Here is a 17387-nt window from a genome sequence, read left to right on the forward strand (position 1 = left end):
CGGTACTGACCGGATGCTTACCGACTTTCTCTTACTGAACCGACTCTTTCGGCAAGGACTTCGCCTCATGAGAAACTCCACCTGCACCTTTATCATCATAGCTGGCTGTCTTTCGGCGGATGCGCTGGCAGTTGAACCACAGAGCATTGATCTCGCGGGCTTTGACTTTACACCTCAGCTACTGTTGGGTGAGCGCTATGACGACAACCTGCGTGGCGACAGCGAGAACGAACTCTCCTCATGGGTGACGACGATACAACCCAGTTTCCAGTTGACCGCAGAGGGACGCAAAACCGGTCATCAGTTGAAGTACCTGGCTTCGCGAGAAATCTACCACTCTGATTCGGACGCCTCGCATACTGACCATCACCTGACGCTCAAGAGCGTGCTGGAGTTAACTTCGCGCCATCGGCTTAGTGCCGGATTGGGCCACCACCGCATTGAGGAAACCACCGATACCACCCTGGATGATGTCAATGACAAATATACGCTGACCAATGCCGAGCTGGGTTACACCTTTGGGGCGGCAACTGCCCGCAACCAGATCGACCTCCTGAGCCGCTATGAGCAACGCCGATTCCAGAACAGTAACGGCATTAACGATGACCAGGAGCGCGACTCTTTAGGCTTGACTAGTACGTGGTACCACCGCCTGTCTCCCAGAACACGCACCCTGGGCGAGTTGCGCTATACCGACCATGATTACACTACCGACCTGAACAATCGCAGTAGCACTAACACTGCCGCCCTGATTGGTGGGACTTGGGAAGCTACTGCCAAAACCACCGGAACACTGCGAGTAGGCGTTGAGCAGAAGAACTTCGATGACAGCAACCGCACCGATTACACCAGCCCTATGTGGGACCTCGGCCTGACCTGGAGCCCTCGCACCTATTCAACTTTCGGCATCACTGCCCGCCGCGCCTTCGATGAGGGAGATGATGGCGCAAGCACAGTGCAGGATATCAACACCCTGTTGAGTTGGGACCATACCTGGAGCCCCTGGATTTCCACCGAGTTGGAATACCAGATCCTCGACCGTGAGTACAAGGCAACCGAGCGACAAGACGACCGTACCGCTTTTGGTGCTGCGGTGGTGTATTCCTACGACCGCTGGGCCGATTTCAAGCTCGGCTATCGGCGGGTTGATAACGATTCAAATATCAGTGACAACGACTACCAGCGGAATCTATATCTGCTGATAGTCGAGTTGAGCCTGTAAGCCATATCCATCAGGCCGACATCCATTCAACCCACGCTAATACCCAAAACAATCTCATCGCAAACTCACCGTGCTGCCGTGGAGAGGATCTTAAGCTATGCAATCTTTAAAAATTATTGCCTTGTTGCTGCTTGCCTTTGCACTTGAGACAAACGCAGATACGCAATACCGGCTCAGCTCCGGCGATGTAGTGCGTATCTATGTTTATGGCGAGCCTGATCTGAGTTTTGAAGAGATCCGGCTGAATGACGCCGGCACCTTTTCATATCCTTTTATCGGAGAGGTCAATGCGCTGAACAAAACGCCCCGGGAGATTGAAAATATGATCATCGACGGGCTAAAGGACGGCTTTATTGTCGACCCCCGGGTGTCTGTCAGCATGATCAATTATCGCGAGTTCTATATCAGTGGCGAAGTTAACTCCCCCGGCGGCTACCCTTTTCAGCCCGGCCTGACCCTGGATCGTGCTATTGCGCTGGCAGGCGGTCTCACCGAGCGAGCATCGAAGCGCCGTATTACCATCATTCGCGGAGGAGATGATAGCCGTACCATCGAGAAAGCCGCTCTGGATAGCGCTGTCAAACCGGGTGACACCATCACTATTGATCAGGGGTTCTTCTAACCATGAACAGCCCTATTCGCCCAGAAAAGCAGTGGTATCCGTTAGCCCCTTCAGATGACGACGCCGACTTTATTGATCTGAAAAAGAAATGGCAGGCTGTCTGGGCGGTCAAGTGGAGCATTATTGCGCTGGCTATCCTGGTCACGTCTCTTGCTGCGCTTGCGCTCTCGCAGGTGCAGCCAATCTATCGCGCCAGCGCTACGATCATGGTTGAGGCCAAGGGCAATCAATTGGTCGCCTTTCAGCAGGTCTACGATTCCACCGGCTTGCTTAGCGAGTACATACAAACCCAAATTGGCTTAATTACCAGCCGGGATGTAGCCGAACGGGTTATCCAGCGACTTAATCTGACTCAGCATCCGGCGTTCGATCCGCGCCAGCAGCCCAAGCCGCTAATCGACATCAAGCCACTGATTAACCGCACCCGATTGGCTATCTTCGGCGAGGATCCCGACACCATCCAAGATATCCTCACCGAAGAAGAGATCATGGATTTCGCCGTCCGCCAATTCATGGAGCGGACCACCGTGAGTGTCGAGGGCAAGAGCCAACTAATACGTATCTCCTTCGACATGACTGACCGCTTCACCGCCGCTTTGGCAGCTAACACCATCGCCGACAGCTACATCGAAAGTCAGCTTGAGGCGCAAATGGATATGTCCATCAAGGCTACTACCTGGATGAACAGCCGGCTTGAAGAGCTGCGTGGCAGCCTAAAGGAAGCGGAAAATCGTCTGCAAGACTATCGTGAAGAGGAGGGTCTCGTAGACATTGATGGCGTTGCGACAATCAGTAGCAACGAGCTGGCTATGATTGGCGACCGGATGATTGATGCACGCCGCCAGCGCGCCGAAGCTGAAAGCCAATATCGCCAGGTCCAGTCCATGAGTTCACAAGGCTGGGAGCGTATGGCCAGCGTACCGGCAGTATTGGGTCATCCCCTGATTCAGCAATTCAAAGCCGAGCAAGCTCGCGCGCAAGCCAAGGTAGACGAACTGTCCGGCCGCTACGGCGAACGCTTCCCTGCCATGCAAGCAGCCCGCTCGGATCTGAATGCGGCTACCGCCAGCCTGCAAAGCCAGGTCGAACAGGTAGTTGCCGGTATTGAACGCAATTATCAACTGGCGTTGGCTAACGAGAACTCGCTGCGCTCTTCGTTCAATCAGAATAAAGAGCAGATTCAGGATATTTCCGGCAAGGAATTTCAAATCCGAGAACTGACCCGCGATGTGGAAAGCAACCGGGCTCTTTATGAGACCTTCATGACACGCCTGCAGGAAACCACGGCGACCCAGGATTTGAACACTACCAATGCGCGGATCGTTGATCAGGCTACCCCCCCATCGCTACCGGCAGCGCCCAACAAGAAGCTGCTGCTGACTATTGCTGCCGCTCTGTCGCTGATTGCCGGTGTTGTAATAGCGCTGATTTCCGAAATATTAAACAATACGTTCAAAAGCGCAGATGACGTCGAGGGACAATTAAATCTGCCGGTGCTGGGAATCATGCCGCTGATGCCCAAGAAGCATCAAAAGGCCATACCGCATCTGTTTGAGAAGGGCGAAGAGCATCAATTCTGTGAAGCGGTCAGAACTATCCGTACAGGCATAATGCTGGCAGATATGACGCGCGCGCAAAAAGTATTGGTCGTCACGTCTTCGGTACCAGGTGAGGGCAAGAGTGCCCTGGCCACCAATCTGGCCTTTGCACTAAGTCAGTTAAAAACCGTACTACTGATCGACGCCGACTTACGACGCCCGACAATTGCACGCAACTTCGACTTCCCCGTCGGCACACCTGGGCTGGCCAATCTGATCGCCGGCACGGCAAAGGCGCAGGACTGCATACAAAAAGTCAGCGGCCACCTGGACATGATGACCGCAGGCGCTGTACCACCTAACCCACTCGAGCTACTGGCCTCCCCCCGCTTTGCGGAGCTATTGGAGAAGGTCAAGGAGCATTACGATCACATCATTATCGACTCACCGCCCACGCAGGCAGTCAGCGATCCGATACTGACGTCCACATTGGCCAGCTCGGTGATTTATGTAGTCAAATCCGAGAGCACTTCCATCCCTATGGCACAGCGTGGCGTAGGCCAGCTACTGCAGAGTGGCGCCTCGATAGTGGGCGTGGTGTTAAACCAGGTCGATGTAAAAAAAGCCGCCAAAAAAGGCGAATACAGCGGCTATATCGACCACTACGGATACAGCTCAGGAAAGGCTTGAGCATAAGTGACCAGTATGCGGGCGGCTCATTATGATTGATCTGCACTGTCACTTACTGCCAGGCATTGACGATGGCCCGGTAGACATGGAGACGTCACTGGACATGGCCAGAGCGGCTGAGGCTAGCGGCATTACGCACATGGTATGCACGCCGCATATCCATCCGGGACGTTATGACAACAGCACAGCCAATATCCGCACACTCTGCCAGCAATTTGGGGCGGCGATCGCGGAAGCCGGGATCAAGGTTCAGGTTAGCTATGCCGCCGAGGTTCGCTTTGGCAGCGAACTGATGTCGATGATGTCTGATGGCAGCATCCCTTTCGTCGGCCGCTGGAAAGGCCGGAGAGTCATGTTGCTGGAGTTTCCGCACAGCGGCATCCCTTATGGGGCAGAGCAAATGACCCGCTGGCTGCTCAGTCAAGGCGTAATGCCTATGATCGTTCATCCGGAGCGTAACAAAGGTTTTATGCAACAACCGGCGCGGCTACGGCCCTTTATTCAACAGGGGTGTCTACTTCAATTAACCTCAGGCTCCGTCGCAGGTGCGTTTGGCGAGCCGGCGCAAATCTTGGCTCTGGACCTGATCAAGCAAGGTGTAGTCACACTGCTGGCGAGTGACGCTCACAACTTGACGCACCGGCCACCGGATATGCGGCCTGGTTATGAGGGCGCGAGGCAGGTACTCGGAGAACGAACCGCGCGGCGACTGGTGTTTGATACACCCTGGCTAATAGCTAACCAGCACTTCGCCTGAACACCCTATTTCGTGTGAGCCTCAAGACCCACTTCTCAACTGACGGTTAAGGGCCGTATCCGTTAACGCCCCACGTTCAGACCTGCCCATGACTGTACGCCGGTCCATCAGAACTGATGACCCAGAATGGACTTCTGGTGATAGCACTACATGTTAGGAGGAAGCATGATCACGATCGCAAAACGAAACAACCCTGCCGCCAACCGCCATGGTCTGACATTCTGGGTACAGTGGTTTTGTGCTGTTTCACTGGTCAGCATATTGCTTTGCTATCTGGTGATCGAACAGTTTGGCACGGTGTCCTCCCAGTACCGCATGCTGATTGCCCTGACTATTTTTGCCTCGGTGCCAGCCTATATGCTGGCGCATGTTTATCATAAGAGGCATGGCTACTTAGCCGGGGTGGGTCATCTGTTAATGGGTTGGGTCACCCTATTGACCTGCCTATTCATGATTGCGGTAATTAGCCGCAGTACTCAACTATTCGCTACCAGCATTCTGCTCAAGTGGGCGGCATTAGGATTTTTAGTACAAGCGCTGGCATATATTCCAATGCGCTACTTTGCCAACCTGCATTCCAGAAAATTACGCGTGGGGCGCACATCCGCCATCCTCGGTAGCGGCCCGAATGCCTATGATCTGGCCAAGCGCCTCAAAGCCTCCGGCCGAGTACCATTGCTCGGCATGATCTCATCGCAACCCAATGCAGACAGCATCGATCGTCGCTTTCCGGTACTCGGCGACGTCAGCAACCTTCGCCACGAAATTGAAAGAAATAAAATCAAACGTGTGTACATTGCCCTGAGCCTTAATGAAGTCCCCTCGATCGAAGCGCTTTATTTGTCTCTGCTCGGCCTTAGCGTTGACGTTGTATGGGTGCCCGACTTTGGCGGCATGCCTCTGCTTAACCGGTCGATCTCAGAAATTGAACAACTCCCAGCGATTTACCTGAATGAAACCCCCTTCAGCTCTTACCCGGCCGCCGTATTCAGCAAGGAGCTGATGGACCGCACCCTGGCGCTATTGGCCATTCTGGTCTTGAGCCCGATCTTTGTTGCCGCCGCAATCGCGGTAAAACGCTCCTCGCCCGGCCCGGTGCTGTTCCTGCAGCCTCGCCATGGCTGGAATGGTGAAGTGATCCATGTGATGAAATTTCGCTCCATGCGCATGCACGAGGACGACCACGTGGTTAAACAAGCTACCCGTGAGGACCCGCGGGTCACACCAGCGGGTCGCTTCTTACGCCGAACGTCCATCGACGAACTACCCCAGCTGTTCAACGTATTGCGCGGTGAGATGTCTCTGGTCGGCCCGCGCCCCCATGCGGTAACGCACAACGATTATTACAGCGACAAGATTCTCGCCTATATGGCGCGGCACCGCATCAAACCCGGTATCACCGGTTTGGCCCAGGTCAATGGTCACCGAGGTGAAACTGAAACCATCGAGAAAATGCAGCAGCGCGTGGAGCAAGATCTGGCCTACATCAACAACTGGTCGCTGTGGCTGGACATCAAGATTCTGCTGCGCACGCCCTTGGCCCTATTTTCAAGAAACGTGTACTGACTGTTGTACGCCTGGGACCGCCGCCCGGTGCGTCCCTGACATGATCTGTAAACCCTTTTACCTTCAAGAAAGGACTGGCACATGGATATCACTGTCATTGGAACTGGCTATGTGGGGTTAGTCACGGGGGCCTGTATTGCGGAAATGGGTAATACCGTTTACTGCATTGATACCGATCCAAAAAAAATCGACAACCTCAAGAAAGGCATCCTGCCGATCTATGAGCCCGAACTCGATACCCTGGTGACAGAAAACCATGCGGCGGATCGGTTACATTTCACCACCGAGCTGAAAGACAGCATAGACCGGTGCAACGTGTTCTTTATCGCCGTCGGCACGCCTCCCGGCGAGGACGGCTCGGCAGACCTGCAATATGTGGTCGATGTTGCTCGCCAGATTGGTGACCTGATTACGCTGCCTTCGGTGATCATCAACAAATCTACCGTACCGGTGGGCACGGCTGATCTGGTAAGAGCGACTATCAGTGAGCAACTCAGTCGCCGCGGTCTGGACCTGAGCTTTGACGTGATATCCAACCCCGAATTCCTCAAGGAGGGGTCAGCCGTCAACGACTTCATGCATCCGGATCGCATCATCGTTGGCACCGACAGCGAACACGCGCGTCAGGTGATGACTGAGCTCTATGCGCCGTTTATTCGCAATCGTCCGCGGATGATATTTATGGGCGTGCGCGACGCAGAAATGACCAAATACGCGGCCAACGCCATGCTCGCCACCAAGATTTCTTTTATGAACGAGATCGCTGGCCTCTGTGAGCGTCTGGACGTTGATATCGAACATGTTCGTCTGGGGATTGGCTCTGATCAGCGCATCGGCTATCACTTTATCTATGCCGGCTGCGGCTATGGCGGGTCCTGTTTCCCCAAGGATGTCAAAGCGCTGATTCGCATTGCCCATCAGAGCGATTACGAACCAAAGCTATTGCAAGCGGTAGAAGACCGCAACGCAGTGCAAAAGCATTCTCTGTATAACAAGCTGATGACCCACTTTGCCGGCGATCTGAGCGGCAAGACCTTTGCCATTTGGGGCCTGGCGTTCAAGCCCGGCACCGACGATATGCGCGAGGCCCCCAGCGTGGTGCTGATCAACAGCCTTATCCATGCTGGCGCCCGCGTGAGGGCGTACGACCCCGTTGCCGCCGAATCGGCCCGCAGAGAATTTCCCGACGACTGGTTCAGCGAGCAAAAGCTGACCATCGTCGAAGGTCAATACGAAGCAGCCATCGATGCCGATGCACTGGTGCTGGTCACTGAATGGAAACCCTTCCGACGCCCGGACTTCAAGGCTTTGAAGAAGCTGCTAAATTATCCACTGATCGTCGACGGCCGCAATCAGTACGACCCGGTACAGACCCAGCGCGAAGGCTTCACCTATTACGGCATAGGCCGCATGCCCACCCATGCCTGATACCAATGCACCTGCAAGCCTCAGCCCCCCTCAGCCTGATGCAGGCACCCGCCTGCATCGCAGCAGGATGAGTATGGGTTTAGGTGAGCTCACGCGCAGTAAGCTACTGCGCAATATTCTCACGGTGGTCTCCGGTACCGCTGGGGCACAGGTCGTCGCGATGGCATTCATGCCCATTATCACGCGCCTGTACGGTCCGGAAAACTACGGTGTGCTGGGCGTATTTCTAGGCTTGATCGCGATGACGGTACCCGTTGCCGCGCTAACCTATCCGGTGTCCATTGTGCTGCCACGGCGTGATGACGACGGACGCAACCTGGTCAAGCTATCGCTCATGGTAGCGGTGGGCGTCGCTGCGTTTGCTGCCGTTCTACTGGTCTTGTTTGGCACGCCCTTCGTCGCGCTGATGGGCATGGATGCCATCAGCCCTTTTTTGATGATATTACCCCTGGCCATGTTTTGCGGCGCCTGTCTGGAAACCGCTCAGCAATGGCTAATACGCCAGCAACGTTTCAGGCTCACTGCCCGGGTCGCAATAGCGCATTCCCTGGTTCACAATATTGGTCGCAGTGGAGCCGGTCTTGTGCATGCCTCTGCGGCAGTACTGGTCATTACCACTATCCTCGGGCCGTTATTGCATGCGGGGATGTTGTTCTTCGCTATCCGCCGAAATCAAGAGATCGATCGCAAGCAGCCTGAGGATCAGCCGGCCGAAGTATCAAGCATCCTCGGCGTAGCTAGCCGCTACCGAGACTTTCCGATCTATCGGGCGCCCCAGGCTTTGATCAACGCGGTCTCGCAAAATTTGCCTACACTGGTGCTGGCGGCCTATTTCGGCGCCACAACGGCGGGCTTTTTCGCGATCTGCAAGCAAACGCTGAGCATGCCGACAAATCTTATCGGCAAGTCCGTGGCCGATGTCTACTACCCTAAGCTCGCGATATCCATTCAGCAGGAAAAACCGATCTCACGCATGCTGATCAAGGCGTTTATTAGCCTTGCCGCCGTAGGTCTGGTGCCTTTCGCAACGGTATTTTTCTTCGGCCCATGGCTATTCGCATTTGTATTTGGCAGTGAATGGGCCATGGCCGGCGAGCTCGCTCGCTGGCTGGCGTTATCCGAATACGCCATCTTCATCAGCCGGCCATGCACTGTCGCGGCGCCAGCGCTGCAACTACAACGGCGCTTTCTGGTAATCGAGCTGGTCAGCACCAGTTTGCGTGTAGGGGCGCTGTTCATCGGTGCACTCTGGTTGCAAGACGCTCGCGGCACGGTAATAGCCTTCGCCATCGCCAGCATTGTCATTTACATCAGCCTGATCTTTATTGTGCTGTTCGAGGCTCGCAAATGGTACCTCCGGCTCCAGTCAGAAACTGTTAAGTAATTACCTGGACGCGGTTTTTTCCAACAGGCATTGGGCTCATGAATTTATGAATCAATCCTTACCCACCATCATTGTTATCGGCTATAGCCGCCCCGACAGCCTGACGCGGCTGCTGGGCTCTCTACGTAGCGCTCAATATCCTCAGGGTAACGTGCGCCTGATTATCAGCCTGGACAATTCCGGGATGCTTGAACCCTTACAGGTCGCCAGTGCATTTGAATGGCCTCATGGCGATAAGCGCATCATTGCCCACCAGACCCGCTTGGGCCTGCGCAATCATGTGTTGAGCTGTGGCGATCTCAGCGAAGAGTACGGCGATATACTGGTGCTGGAAGACGATCTTTTTGTGTCGCCCTTTTTCTATCAGTTCACCTACGAGGCGCTAAGATTTTATGCTGAAGACGAGGCTATTGCTGGTATCAGCCTCTACAGTCAGCAATTCAATCAGACCGCTAATCTGCCCTTTATGCCAGTCGACAATGGCGATGCCGACGCCTATTTCATGCAGTTGGCCGCCTCCTGGGGTCAGGCGTGGTCGCGCCAGCAGTGGCAAGCCTTCAGGCAATGGCTGGAGGAGCACGGAACGGACATTTCCGCAGTGCCTGACATTCCGCCAGACATTCGTGGCTGGCCAGAGTCCTCCTGGCTGAAACTGCATAACGCCTACATCATCGCCCGGAACAAATTCTTCGTGTATCCGTACCGGTCGCTGAGCACCAACTTTGGTGACCCGGGGCAACACTTCAATATTGCCTCGTCACGTTTTCAGGTGCCGCTTCAGCAACTGAATATGACTTATCACTTTAAGCCCTTAGCGAGCAGTCTGGCGGTGTATGACGCATTCTGCGAAATATTGCCCAAAAGCATCAAACAGCAAAACCCGCTTCTCGCTGATTATGATTTCAGCGTGAACCTCTATGGCTGCAAGCAGCACGCCAACGGATTGCAGCTGGCGCGGACCAACGCCCGGGGGCTACACAACTTCAGTCTGTCGATGAAGCCGATGGAGTTGAGTGTCATGCATAACGTTCAAGGTGAAGGCATCGGCCTGATCCCGCCGCAAGTGGCCGGTGATTACGCCTCATCGGCTGAGGCTGAGTACGGTATGTATCGATTTTTTTACAAGTTTCCCTCTCCACGGATCATCTTCTCCGGCCTGGTTGAACGGCTCCAGTTAATGGTTAACCGCTCTGGGTCTCGCTGACCCGCTGATTGTTCGAATATCAATACCTTTACTTAGCGATACGGAGTGTAAAAAGCCAATGGAACGTAAAAAGGCACTTATTACAGGCATCACCGGGCAAGACGGTTCGTATTTGGCAGAATTGCTGCTGCAGAAAGGTTACGAGGTGCACGGTATCAAGCGCCGTGCGTCGTTGTTCAACACCCAGCGCGTCGATCACATCTACCAGGATCCGCACGTCGAGCATCAGAACTTCGTCCTGCATTATGGCGACCTGAGTGACTCCTCCAACCTGACTCGTATCATTCAGCAAGTGCAGCCTGATGAGGTGTATAACCTGGGCGCCCAATCGCATGTCGCGGTCAGCTTCGAGGCTCCAGAATACACCGCTGATGTAGACGCGATGGGCACCTTGCGCATCCTTGAAGCCATTCGCTTGCTCGGACTGGAAAAGAAAACCCGCTTTTACCAGGCCTCTACATCCGAGCTGTACGGTCTGGTGCAGGAAACCCCGCAGAAGGAAACGACGCCTTTCTATCCGCGCTCGCCCTACGCGGTTGCCAAGCTCTACGCGTACTGGATTACCGTCAATTATCGCGAGGCTTACGGCATGTATGCCTGTAACGGCATCCTGTTCAATCACGAATCACCCCGCCGCGGTGAAACCTTCGTTACCCGCAAGATTACCCGCGGCCTGGCCAATATCGCCCAGGGTTTGGAACATTGCCTGTACATGGGGAACATCGACTCGCTGCGTGATTGGGGCCACGCCAAAGATTATGTGCGCATGCAATGGATGATGCTGCAACAGGAGCAGCCAGAGGACTTCGTCATCGCCACCGGCGTGCAGTATTCGGTGCGCGAATTCATCAGTTGGTCGGCTGCGGAGCTGGGTATTACCTTGCGTTTTGAGGGCGCCGGGGTGGATGAAAAGGGCATTGTCTCCAGGGTGGAAGGCGAGCTCGCACCAGCAGTCAACGTTGGTGACGTGCTTATTCAGGTTGATCCCCGCTACTTCCGCCCGGCCGAGGTGGAAACCCTGCTGGGTGACCCCTCCAAAGCCAAGTCCAAGCTGGGATGGGTACCAGAGGTGACTGTTCAGGAAATGTGTGCCGAGATGGTCCGTGAAGATCTCAAGGTTGCTCGGCGTCACGCTTTGCTGAAAGAGCATGGCCACGATCTACCGTTGACGATGGAGAGCTGAGCATGACCGATGTACGCAATCAGCGTGTATTTGTCGCCGGCCATCGCGGGATGGTCGGTTCGGCGATTGTCAGACAGCTGGAAAACCTGGGCTATGAACAGATCATTACCCGGGACCGAGAGTCTCTGGATCTGCTAAACCAAGCTGAGGTGAATAGCTTTTTTGCCGAGCAGGCTATCGATCAGGTGTATCTGGCAGCTGCCAAGGTGGGTGGCATCCATGCCAACAACGTCTACCCGGCAGAGTACATTTATCAGAACCTGATGATCCAAGCCAATATCATCCAGGCCGCGCATGCCCATGATGTGCAGAAACTCCTGTTTCTCGGCTCGTCCTGTATTTACCCAAAGCTGGCAGAGCAGCCGATGCGCGAGGATGCACTGCTGACCGGTACGCTAGAGCCGACCAACGAGCCCTATGCCGTGGCGAAGATCGCGGGCATCAAGCTTTGTGAAAGCTATAACCGTCAGTATGAACGTGACTACCGTAGCGTGATGCCGACGAACCTGTACGGCCCCGGCGATAACTATCATCCAGAAAACAGCCACGTAATACCTGCGCTATTGCGACGCTTCCACGAGGCGACACTTCGCGGTGAAAACGAGGTGGTTATTTGGGGTAGTGGCAAACCCATGCGCGAGTTTCTGCACGTGGATGATATGGCGGCAGCCAGCGTACATGTGATGACCCTGGAGGCTCTCGCCTATCAGGCACATACCCAGCCAATGCTATCGCATATTAATGTCGGCACCGGTCAAGACTGCAGCATCGCCGAGCTGGCGCAGATCATAGCCAAGGTTACGGGGTTTAACGGCAAGCTTGGCTTTGACGCCAGCAAGCCTGATGGTGCTCCGCGCAAATTGATGGATGTTTCGCGTCTCGCATCGCTGGGCTGGGTTGCCCGCGTTGGCCTGGAGGAAGGGTTGCAAGATGCCTACAGCTGGTTTGTGGAACACATGAACGAAGCCCGGAGCTAGGCATGTTCCTTGACGCAGACACCTTTAGAACGGTTGTAGCCAATACCCCGCTGGTATCAATTGATTTGGTCGTGAGCAATCGCCACAGCGATATTCTGCTTGGCAAGCGCCTCAACCGCCCCGCACAAGGCAGTTGGTTTGTACCAGGCGGGCGTATCTACAAGAATGAGAGTCTGGATCAAGCCTTTCGACGTATTACCACCAGCGAGTTAGGCCGAATGTTTGTGCGCGAGAGCGCCCGGCTTCTTGGCATTTACGAACACTTTTATGAAGACAGCCTATTTGGCCAGGGCGGCAACGCGCCAAGCACGCACTATGTTGTGATTGCCTATCACGTCGTGCTCAGCTCCGAAGACCTTCTGACTCCTCCGCATGACCAGCACACTCATTACCGCTGGTGGTGCCCAGAAAACATGGCGACGTCCACTGAGGTTCATTTGAACTCGAAAGCGTATCTGAACTGTCTCCCGTTGATCTGAACATTTTCACTAAACGGAACCATTGCCTTGCTCAAACAACTGCTTGTTTACAGGAACCTGCTTTTTATCCTGATTCTGCTGAACTCGGGTATTTTTTTCCTGACCGATAATAAGAAAGCCGGAATACCCTTCATGCGTGAACTGTACTTGTTCGGCATAATAATAGCGGCAGGCATGTTGCTACTGATGTGGAAACGCGTCTATCAGTCCAAGACCAGTCTGTGGATACTGTTTTTAGGTGGGGTAGTGCCGCTGTCATCAGCCATTCTGACCAATCTCAATTATGGTCAGCCGTTAATCTACGGCTTACTCGAAGAGCGCCGCAGCCTGCTTTATCTATCGTTCTTTCCGACACTGTACCTGCTGATCAAAACGGCTCCGACGCAAAAGCACCTGGAAACCTATTTTCTGTATTCCGCCGTACTATGCGGCATCGTCGGCTTTCTGTATTACTTTGGCATCATCCCGGAAAACACCGGCATCTCTTTCCATGTAGATGAAAAGGACTTCGTCGAAACGCTGAGACCAAACCGTTACATGATTGGCTCAGCCTATGTCTCTATTGCGGTTTTCATGCTGCTATACAGCATGCGTGATCGAGTTTCGATCACCCGGTTAGGATTGTTACTGTTCTTCGCTGCCTACCTCTGGCTCGTCATCCAAACACGTCAGACCATGGTCATATGGGCGCTGGCGGCACTGTGGATTTTCCGCAACCGCATTGGTTCGCTGCTCAAGCTAGGTTCGCTGGCGTCGGCCATCCTGGCCGCTTCCTTTTTCCTGGTGCCTGAGTTTTATGTAGAACAATTCGAGCGATTCAATGCACTACTGTTTGAAGCTACCAGTGGTCCAGGCGTGCGTGACAACACCGTGGCGGTCATCATGCAAGCGGTGCAGGATAATTACTACGTAGGCTTGGGCGCCCTGTCGCTGCAATGGAACGGTGGGTTTTCCAGCATGTACGGCCCACACTTCTATTTATCTGACGTGGGCATCATTGGTGTGTATCACCGCTTTGGCTTCCTGACGCCTTTTGTCGCACTGATTTTCTACGGTGGATACCTGTGGATCATGCGTCAGTGCAAGCATAAGGGTCCACTGCTTCTCGCCTTTCAACTGACCTTCTGGTTCGGCATGCTCAATATGCTGCTATCCAACGCGCTCATGTACGGCGGCGCAACGCTGGGTATCGCCGCCGCCTGTTTTGTTTATTTCGCCAAGGCACGAAACCCTGCTTCCGAGCAGGGCCACAGCATCATAACGCCATCTAACAACTGGGCTATCCATGATCAACTTCAGCATCGTCACCATAACCTGGAATAACCTGGCAGGCCTGCAAAAGACCTACGAGAGTATCGCTCGCCAGAAGTATCGGCACTATCGCTGGATCGTCATTGACGGCGCCTCTACCGACGGCAGTGTGGAATGGCTTGCGCAGTTAAACGAACCGCGAGCCGAGATTACCTCGGAGGCTGACAAAGGCATTTATGACGCCATGAACAAAGGCTTGGTCCAAGCCACCGAGACACCCGGCTACACGCTGTTCATGAACAGCGGTGATCGATTTTATGACGATAGCTCGCTGCAGAAGGTAGTCCAGGCCGTCACTGGTGCTGCCGCTGCTCCCAAGTACCTTTATGGGGATTATTTTCTGGAGAGCGCCGAAGGCAAACTGACCGCTGCCTATGGCAAGAGTATTGATAAAATTTCTTTGGGCATGCCCTCCTGTCACCAGGCGATGTACTTCGAAAATGCACATTTGCGACATATCCGCTTCCGCCAGAATTACCAGCTGTCAGCCGACTACTGCATGATTATCGAGTTTGTACGCGGGCTGGATGCGGCGACCCAAATTCTGCATATCCGCACGCCGTTATGCATCTTTGACATGACTGGAATATCCCAGCGTCGGCGCTTTGCTGCACTAAGAGAAGATGTGCATATTCGCATGCAGTACCTGAAGCTTGGAGCAACAAAAGCATACGGACTTTACGGCCTGCACTTCTTGCATACGCACAGCAAAATTCTCAGAGCCGCTTTGGAAAAACGTCTTTCCTAACCTCTTGGCCCAGCAGGAACCAGCCATGTATGCAGTTGATCGCGGAGATCGTCATGAAGGCTTTTAACGTGGATTTTTACACTGGTTCCAAGGAGGAACTGCTCAGCCAGATACTTCCAGCCTGCCAGCAAGCATTTAGCTACATCGTTACACCGAATGTGAATCATATCGTCCAACTGGAGCATGATCAGAAACTGACCAATGCTTACGGGATGGCCAGCCATCGTATCTGCGACAGCCGCGTACTGTTGCCCATACTCAAGCTCTTCGGCGTCAAACCGGTAGAAGCCATTCCTGGCAGCACCCTGACCGCTGACTTGATGGATATTGCCGCAGCGCGCCGCTGGACCATTACCGTCGTCGGTTGCGAAGTAGCAAATATGGAATTGCTGCGGGAAAAGTACCCGAGCATTACGTTTAACCATACCTATCCGCCCATGGGCTTTATCAAGGATGAGCCGGCCGTGCAGCGCTGCCTGGATTTTGTAACAACGCACCCGAGCCAGTTGATCGTCTTTGCCTTGGGTTGTCCCACCCAGGAAATTATCGCCTCCAGAGTTTTCGAGACCCGCCAGGCTGTGGGAGTGGGGCTATGTGTCGGAGGGTCCCTTAACTTTCTCGCCGGCAGCGTCAAGCGGGCGCCGCAATGGGTGCAAAACCTGAGCCTGGAATGGCTCCATCGCATCTGCGCCGAACCCCAACGCCTGTTGGGCCGCTACGCGCATGATGCACGACACTTTATTCCTATCCTCATAAAGCACCTCAGAACCTAGCCTGCAACCGGATCGTCTTCCAAGGAGCACACACATGATTCCGATTATTATGTCGGGCGGCACTGGGTCAAGGCTCTGGCCGTTGTCACGCCAACTGAACCCCAAACAGTTTCTGCCGCTGGCGGACGCCTCGATGTCCATGTTGCAGTCGACCATTACCCGTCTGAGCGGCCTGGACACAGACCTTCCCAGACTGATATGCAACGAAGAGCATCGCTTTCTGGCTGCCGAGCAGCTACGCCAATTGGGAATGGAAGGCTCGCCGATCCTACTGGAACCCGCAGGGCGCAATACCGCTCCCGCCATAGCATTGGCAGCGCTGCAGGCCTCGGAGGGAGACAACGATCCGGTATTATTGATCCTGGCGGCAGACCACCTGGTCGAAAATCAAGCGGCGTTTCACCACAGCGTAAACAGCGCCCTGCCCTACGCCGAAGCCGGCAAGCTGGTGAGCTTTGGTGTAGTGCCCACCCACCCGGAAACCGGATACGGATACGTGCAGAGAGGTTCGCCTGATGGCAATAACGGCGGTTATCAGGTCAAGAGTTTTGTCGAAAAACCAGATTACGAAACGGCCAAAAACTATATCGCCTCGGGTGATTTCTTCTGGAACAGCGGCATGTTTATGTTCCGTGCCAGCCGCTATATAGAAGAACTTGAGAAATTCCGCCCGGACATTCTCCATGCCTGTCGCAAGGCCATAGCGCGCCGCGAACACGACATGCATTTTATCCGCGTGGATCGCGATGCCTTCCTGGCATGCCCCTCTGACTCCATCGACTACGCGGTTATGGAGCGCACTGCCGACGCCATCATGGTACCGCTGGACGCCGGCTGGAGCGATATTGGATCCTGGTCGGCCCTGTGGGATGTCAGCCACAAGGACGAACGCGGGAATGTGCTCAAGGGTGACGTAATCAGCCATGATTCATGCAACAACTACGTGCACGCCGACCACCGACTGGTCGCAACCGTCGGGCTTGAAGACCTGGTGATTATCGAAACCAAGGATGCCGTGCTGGTGGCGCATCGCAACCACGCGCAAGAGGTCAAGCGTATTGTCGACCAGTTGAAACACGATGGCCGCTGCGAGCACCTCAATCATCGCGAAGTCTATCGACCCTGGGGGGTTTATGACTCCATCGATAACGGCCAGCGCTATCAGGTAAAGCGCATTACCGTAAAGCCGGGTGCGAAGTTGTCGGTACAGATGCACTACCACCGCGCAGAGCACTGGATTGTCGTGAGCGGCACTGCACGCGTCACAAACGGGGAGGAAACCTATATGGTGACCGAGAACCAGTCCACTTATATTCCGATTGGACATGTTCACTCGCTTGAAAATCCCGGCATCATCCCACTGGAATTGATTGAAGTTCAGTCAGGTTCCTATCTGGGTGAAGACGACATCGTGCGCTTTGCCGACAACTACGGCCGCGTCAAGGCTGACCAACCGAAGGCCACTGTCGCATAGTCGTTATATCGCGCGGCGTCTCACAGTCCCG

General features: G+C 54.4%; 15 protein-coding genes. All 15 read left to right on the forward strand.

The window, feature by feature from the left end:
• Positions 1–67 precede the first annotated feature (67 nt).
• The gene (locus K787_RS0116630) at positions 68–1222 is read left to right on the forward strand and encodes an outer membrane beta-barrel protein (RefSeq protein WP_022963944.1); all 1155 of its coding nucleotides are present in this window, start codon (positions 68–70) and stop codon (positions 1220–1222) included.
• 97 nt (positions 1223–1319) lie between these two features.
• The gene (locus K787_RS0116635; RefSeq protein WP_022963945.1) at positions 1320–1844 is read left to right on the forward strand and encodes a polysaccharide biosynthesis/export family protein; all 525 of its coding nucleotides are present in this window, start codon (positions 1320–1322) and stop codon (positions 1842–1844) included.
• Positions 1845–1846: 2 nt separating this feature from the next.
• Positions 1847–4072 (forward strand): GumC family protein, encoded by a 2226-nt coding sequence (locus tag K787_RS0116640; RefSeq protein ID WP_022963946.1) that lies wholly within the window; start codon positions 1847–1849, stop codon positions 4070–4072.
• 31 nt (positions 4073–4103) lie between these two features.
• Positions 4104–4829 carry a tyrosine-protein phosphatase gene (locus tag K787_RS0116645; RefSeq protein WP_022963947.1) on the forward strand — a complete coding sequence of 242 codons (726 nt, stop codon included), beginning with the start codon at positions 4104–4106 and terminating at the stop codon, positions 4827–4829.
• Between the two features lie 165 nt (positions 4830–4994).
• Positions 4995–6395, forward strand: a complete 1401-nt coding sequence (locus K787_RS0116650; protein ID WP_022963948.1) for an undecaprenyl-phosphate glucose phosphotransferase — start codon at positions 4995–4997, stop codon at positions 6393–6395.
• Positions 6396–6476: 81 nt separating this feature from the next.
• Positions 6477–7823, forward strand: coding sequence for a UDP-glucose dehydrogenase family protein (locus K787_RS0116655; protein ID WP_022963949.1), 1347 nt, complete (start codon positions 6477–6479; stop codon positions 7821–7823).
• A gap of 73 nt (positions 7824–7896) precedes the next feature.
• Entirely contained in the window at positions 7897–9207 is a 1311-nt protein-coding gene (locus K787_RS0116660; RefSeq protein WP_022963950.1) for a lipopolysaccharide biosynthesis protein, read from the forward strand.
• Positions 9208–9253: 46 nt separating this feature from the next.
• Positions 9254–10411: a glycosyltransferase family protein gene (locus K787_RS0116665; RefSeq protein WP_022963951.1), complete on the forward strand. Its 1158-nt coding sequence runs from the start codon at positions 9254–9256 to the stop codon at positions 10409–10411.
• Positions 10412–10469: 58 nt separating this feature from the next.
• Positions 10470–11594 (forward strand): GDP-mannose 4,6-dehydratase, encoded by a 1125-nt coding sequence (gene gmd, locus K787_RS0116670; protein WP_022963952.1) that lies wholly within the window; start codon positions 10470–10472, stop codon positions 11592–11594.
• A 2-nt stretch (positions 11595–11596) separates the two neighbouring features.
• Positions 11597–12571 carry a GDP-L-fucose synthase gene (fcl, locus tag K787_RS0116675; RefSeq protein ID WP_022963953.1) on the forward strand — a complete coding sequence of 325 codons (975 nt, stop codon included), beginning with the start codon at positions 11597–11599 and terminating at the stop codon, positions 12569–12571.
• A 2-nt stretch (positions 12572–12573) separates the two neighbouring features.
• Positions 12574–13050 carry a GDP-mannose mannosyl hydrolase gene (locus K787_RS0116680; protein WP_022963954.1) on the forward strand — a complete coding sequence of 159 codons (477 nt, stop codon included), beginning with the start codon at positions 12574–12576 and terminating at the stop codon, positions 13048–13050.
• 132 nt (positions 13051–13182) lie between these two features.
• Positions 13183–14373: a hypothetical protein gene (locus tag K787_RS0116685; protein WP_152486860.1), complete on the forward strand. Its 1191-nt coding sequence runs from the start codon at positions 13183–13185 to the stop codon at positions 14371–14373.
• Complete coding sequence (locus tag K787_RS23480; protein WP_022963956.1) at positions 14336–15109, forward strand: glycosyltransferase; 774 nt, start codon at positions 14336–14338, stop codon at positions 15107–15109. The genes K787_RS0116685 and K787_RS23480 overlap by 38 nt, the downstream gene beginning before the upstream one ends.
• 29 nt (positions 15110–15138) lie before the next feature.
• A complete protein-coding gene (locus K787_RS23485; RefSeq protein ID WP_022963957.1) occupies positions 15139–15882 on the forward strand; it encodes a WecB/TagA/CpsF family glycosyltransferase in 744 nt (247 codons plus the stop codon).
• A gap of 34 nt (positions 15883–15916) precedes the next feature.
• Positions 15917–17356 (forward strand): mannose-1-phosphate guanylyltransferase/mannose-6-phosphate isomerase, encoded by a 1440-nt coding sequence (locus tag K787_RS0116700; protein WP_022963958.1) that lies wholly within the window; start codon positions 15917–15919, stop codon positions 17354–17356.
• Positions 17357–17387: the final 31 nt, after the last annotated feature.

Origin of the sequence: Halopseudomonas pelagia CL-AP6, from assembly GCF_000410875.1 — a bacterium.
Classification (GTDB): domain Bacteria; phylum Pseudomonadota; class Gammaproteobacteria; order Pseudomonadales; family Pseudomonadaceae; genus Halopseudomonas; species Halopseudomonas pelagia.

Coding starts and splice junctions, on each gene's coding strand:
- K787_RS0116630 (WP_022963944.1), top strand. CDS start 68: ATGAGAAACTCCACCTGCACCTTTATCATCATAGCTGGCTGTCTTTCG.
- K787_RS0116635 (WP_022963945.1), top strand. CDS start 1,320: ATGCAATCTTTAAAAATTATTGCCTTGTTGCTGCTTGCCTTTGCACTT.
- K787_RS0116640 (WP_022963946.1), top strand. CDS start 1,847: ATGAACAGCCCTATTCGCCCAGAAAAGCAGTGGTATCCGTTAGCCCCT.
- K787_RS0116645 (WP_022963947.1), top strand. CDS start 4,104: ATGATTGATCTGCACTGTCACTTACTGCCAGGCATTGACGATGGCCCG.
- K787_RS0116650 (WP_022963948.1), top strand. CDS start 4,995: ATGATCACGATCGCAAAACGAAACAACCCTGCCGCCAACCGCCATGGT.
- K787_RS0116655 (WP_022963949.1), top strand. CDS start 6,477: ATGGATATCACTGTCATTGGAACTGGCTATGTGGGGTTAGTCACGGGG.
- K787_RS0116660 (WP_022963950.1), top strand. CDS start 7,897: ATGGGTTTAGGTGAGCTCACGCGCAGTAAGCTACTGCGCAATATTCTC.
- K787_RS0116665 (WP_022963951.1), top strand. CDS start 9,254: ATGAATCAATCCTTACCCACCATCATTGTTATCGGCTATAGCCGCCCC.
- gmd (WP_022963952.1), top strand. CDS start 10,470: ATGGAACGTAAAAAGGCACTTATTACAGGCATCACCGGGCAAGACGGT.
- fcl (WP_022963953.1), top strand. CDS start 11,597: ATGACCGATGTACGCAATCAGCGTGTATTTGTCGCCGGCCATCGCGGG.
- K787_RS0116680 (WP_022963954.1), top strand. CDS start 12,574: ATGTTCCTTGACGCAGACACCTTTAGAACGGTTGTAGCCAATACCCCG.
- K787_RS0116685 (WP_152486860.1), top strand. CDS start 13,183: ATGCGTGAACTGTACTTGTTCGGCATAATAATAGCGGCAGGCATGTTG.
- K787_RS23480 (WP_022963956.1), top strand. CDS start 14,336: ATGATCAACTTCAGCATCGTCACCATAACCTGGAATAACCTGGCAGGC.
- K787_RS23485 (WP_022963957.1), top strand. CDS start 15,139: ATGCAGTTGATCGCGGAGATCGTCATGAAGGCTTTTAACGTGGATTTT.
- K787_RS0116700 (WP_022963958.1), top strand. CDS start 15,917: ATGATTCCGATTATTATGTCGGGCGGCACTGGGTCAAGGCTCTGGCCG.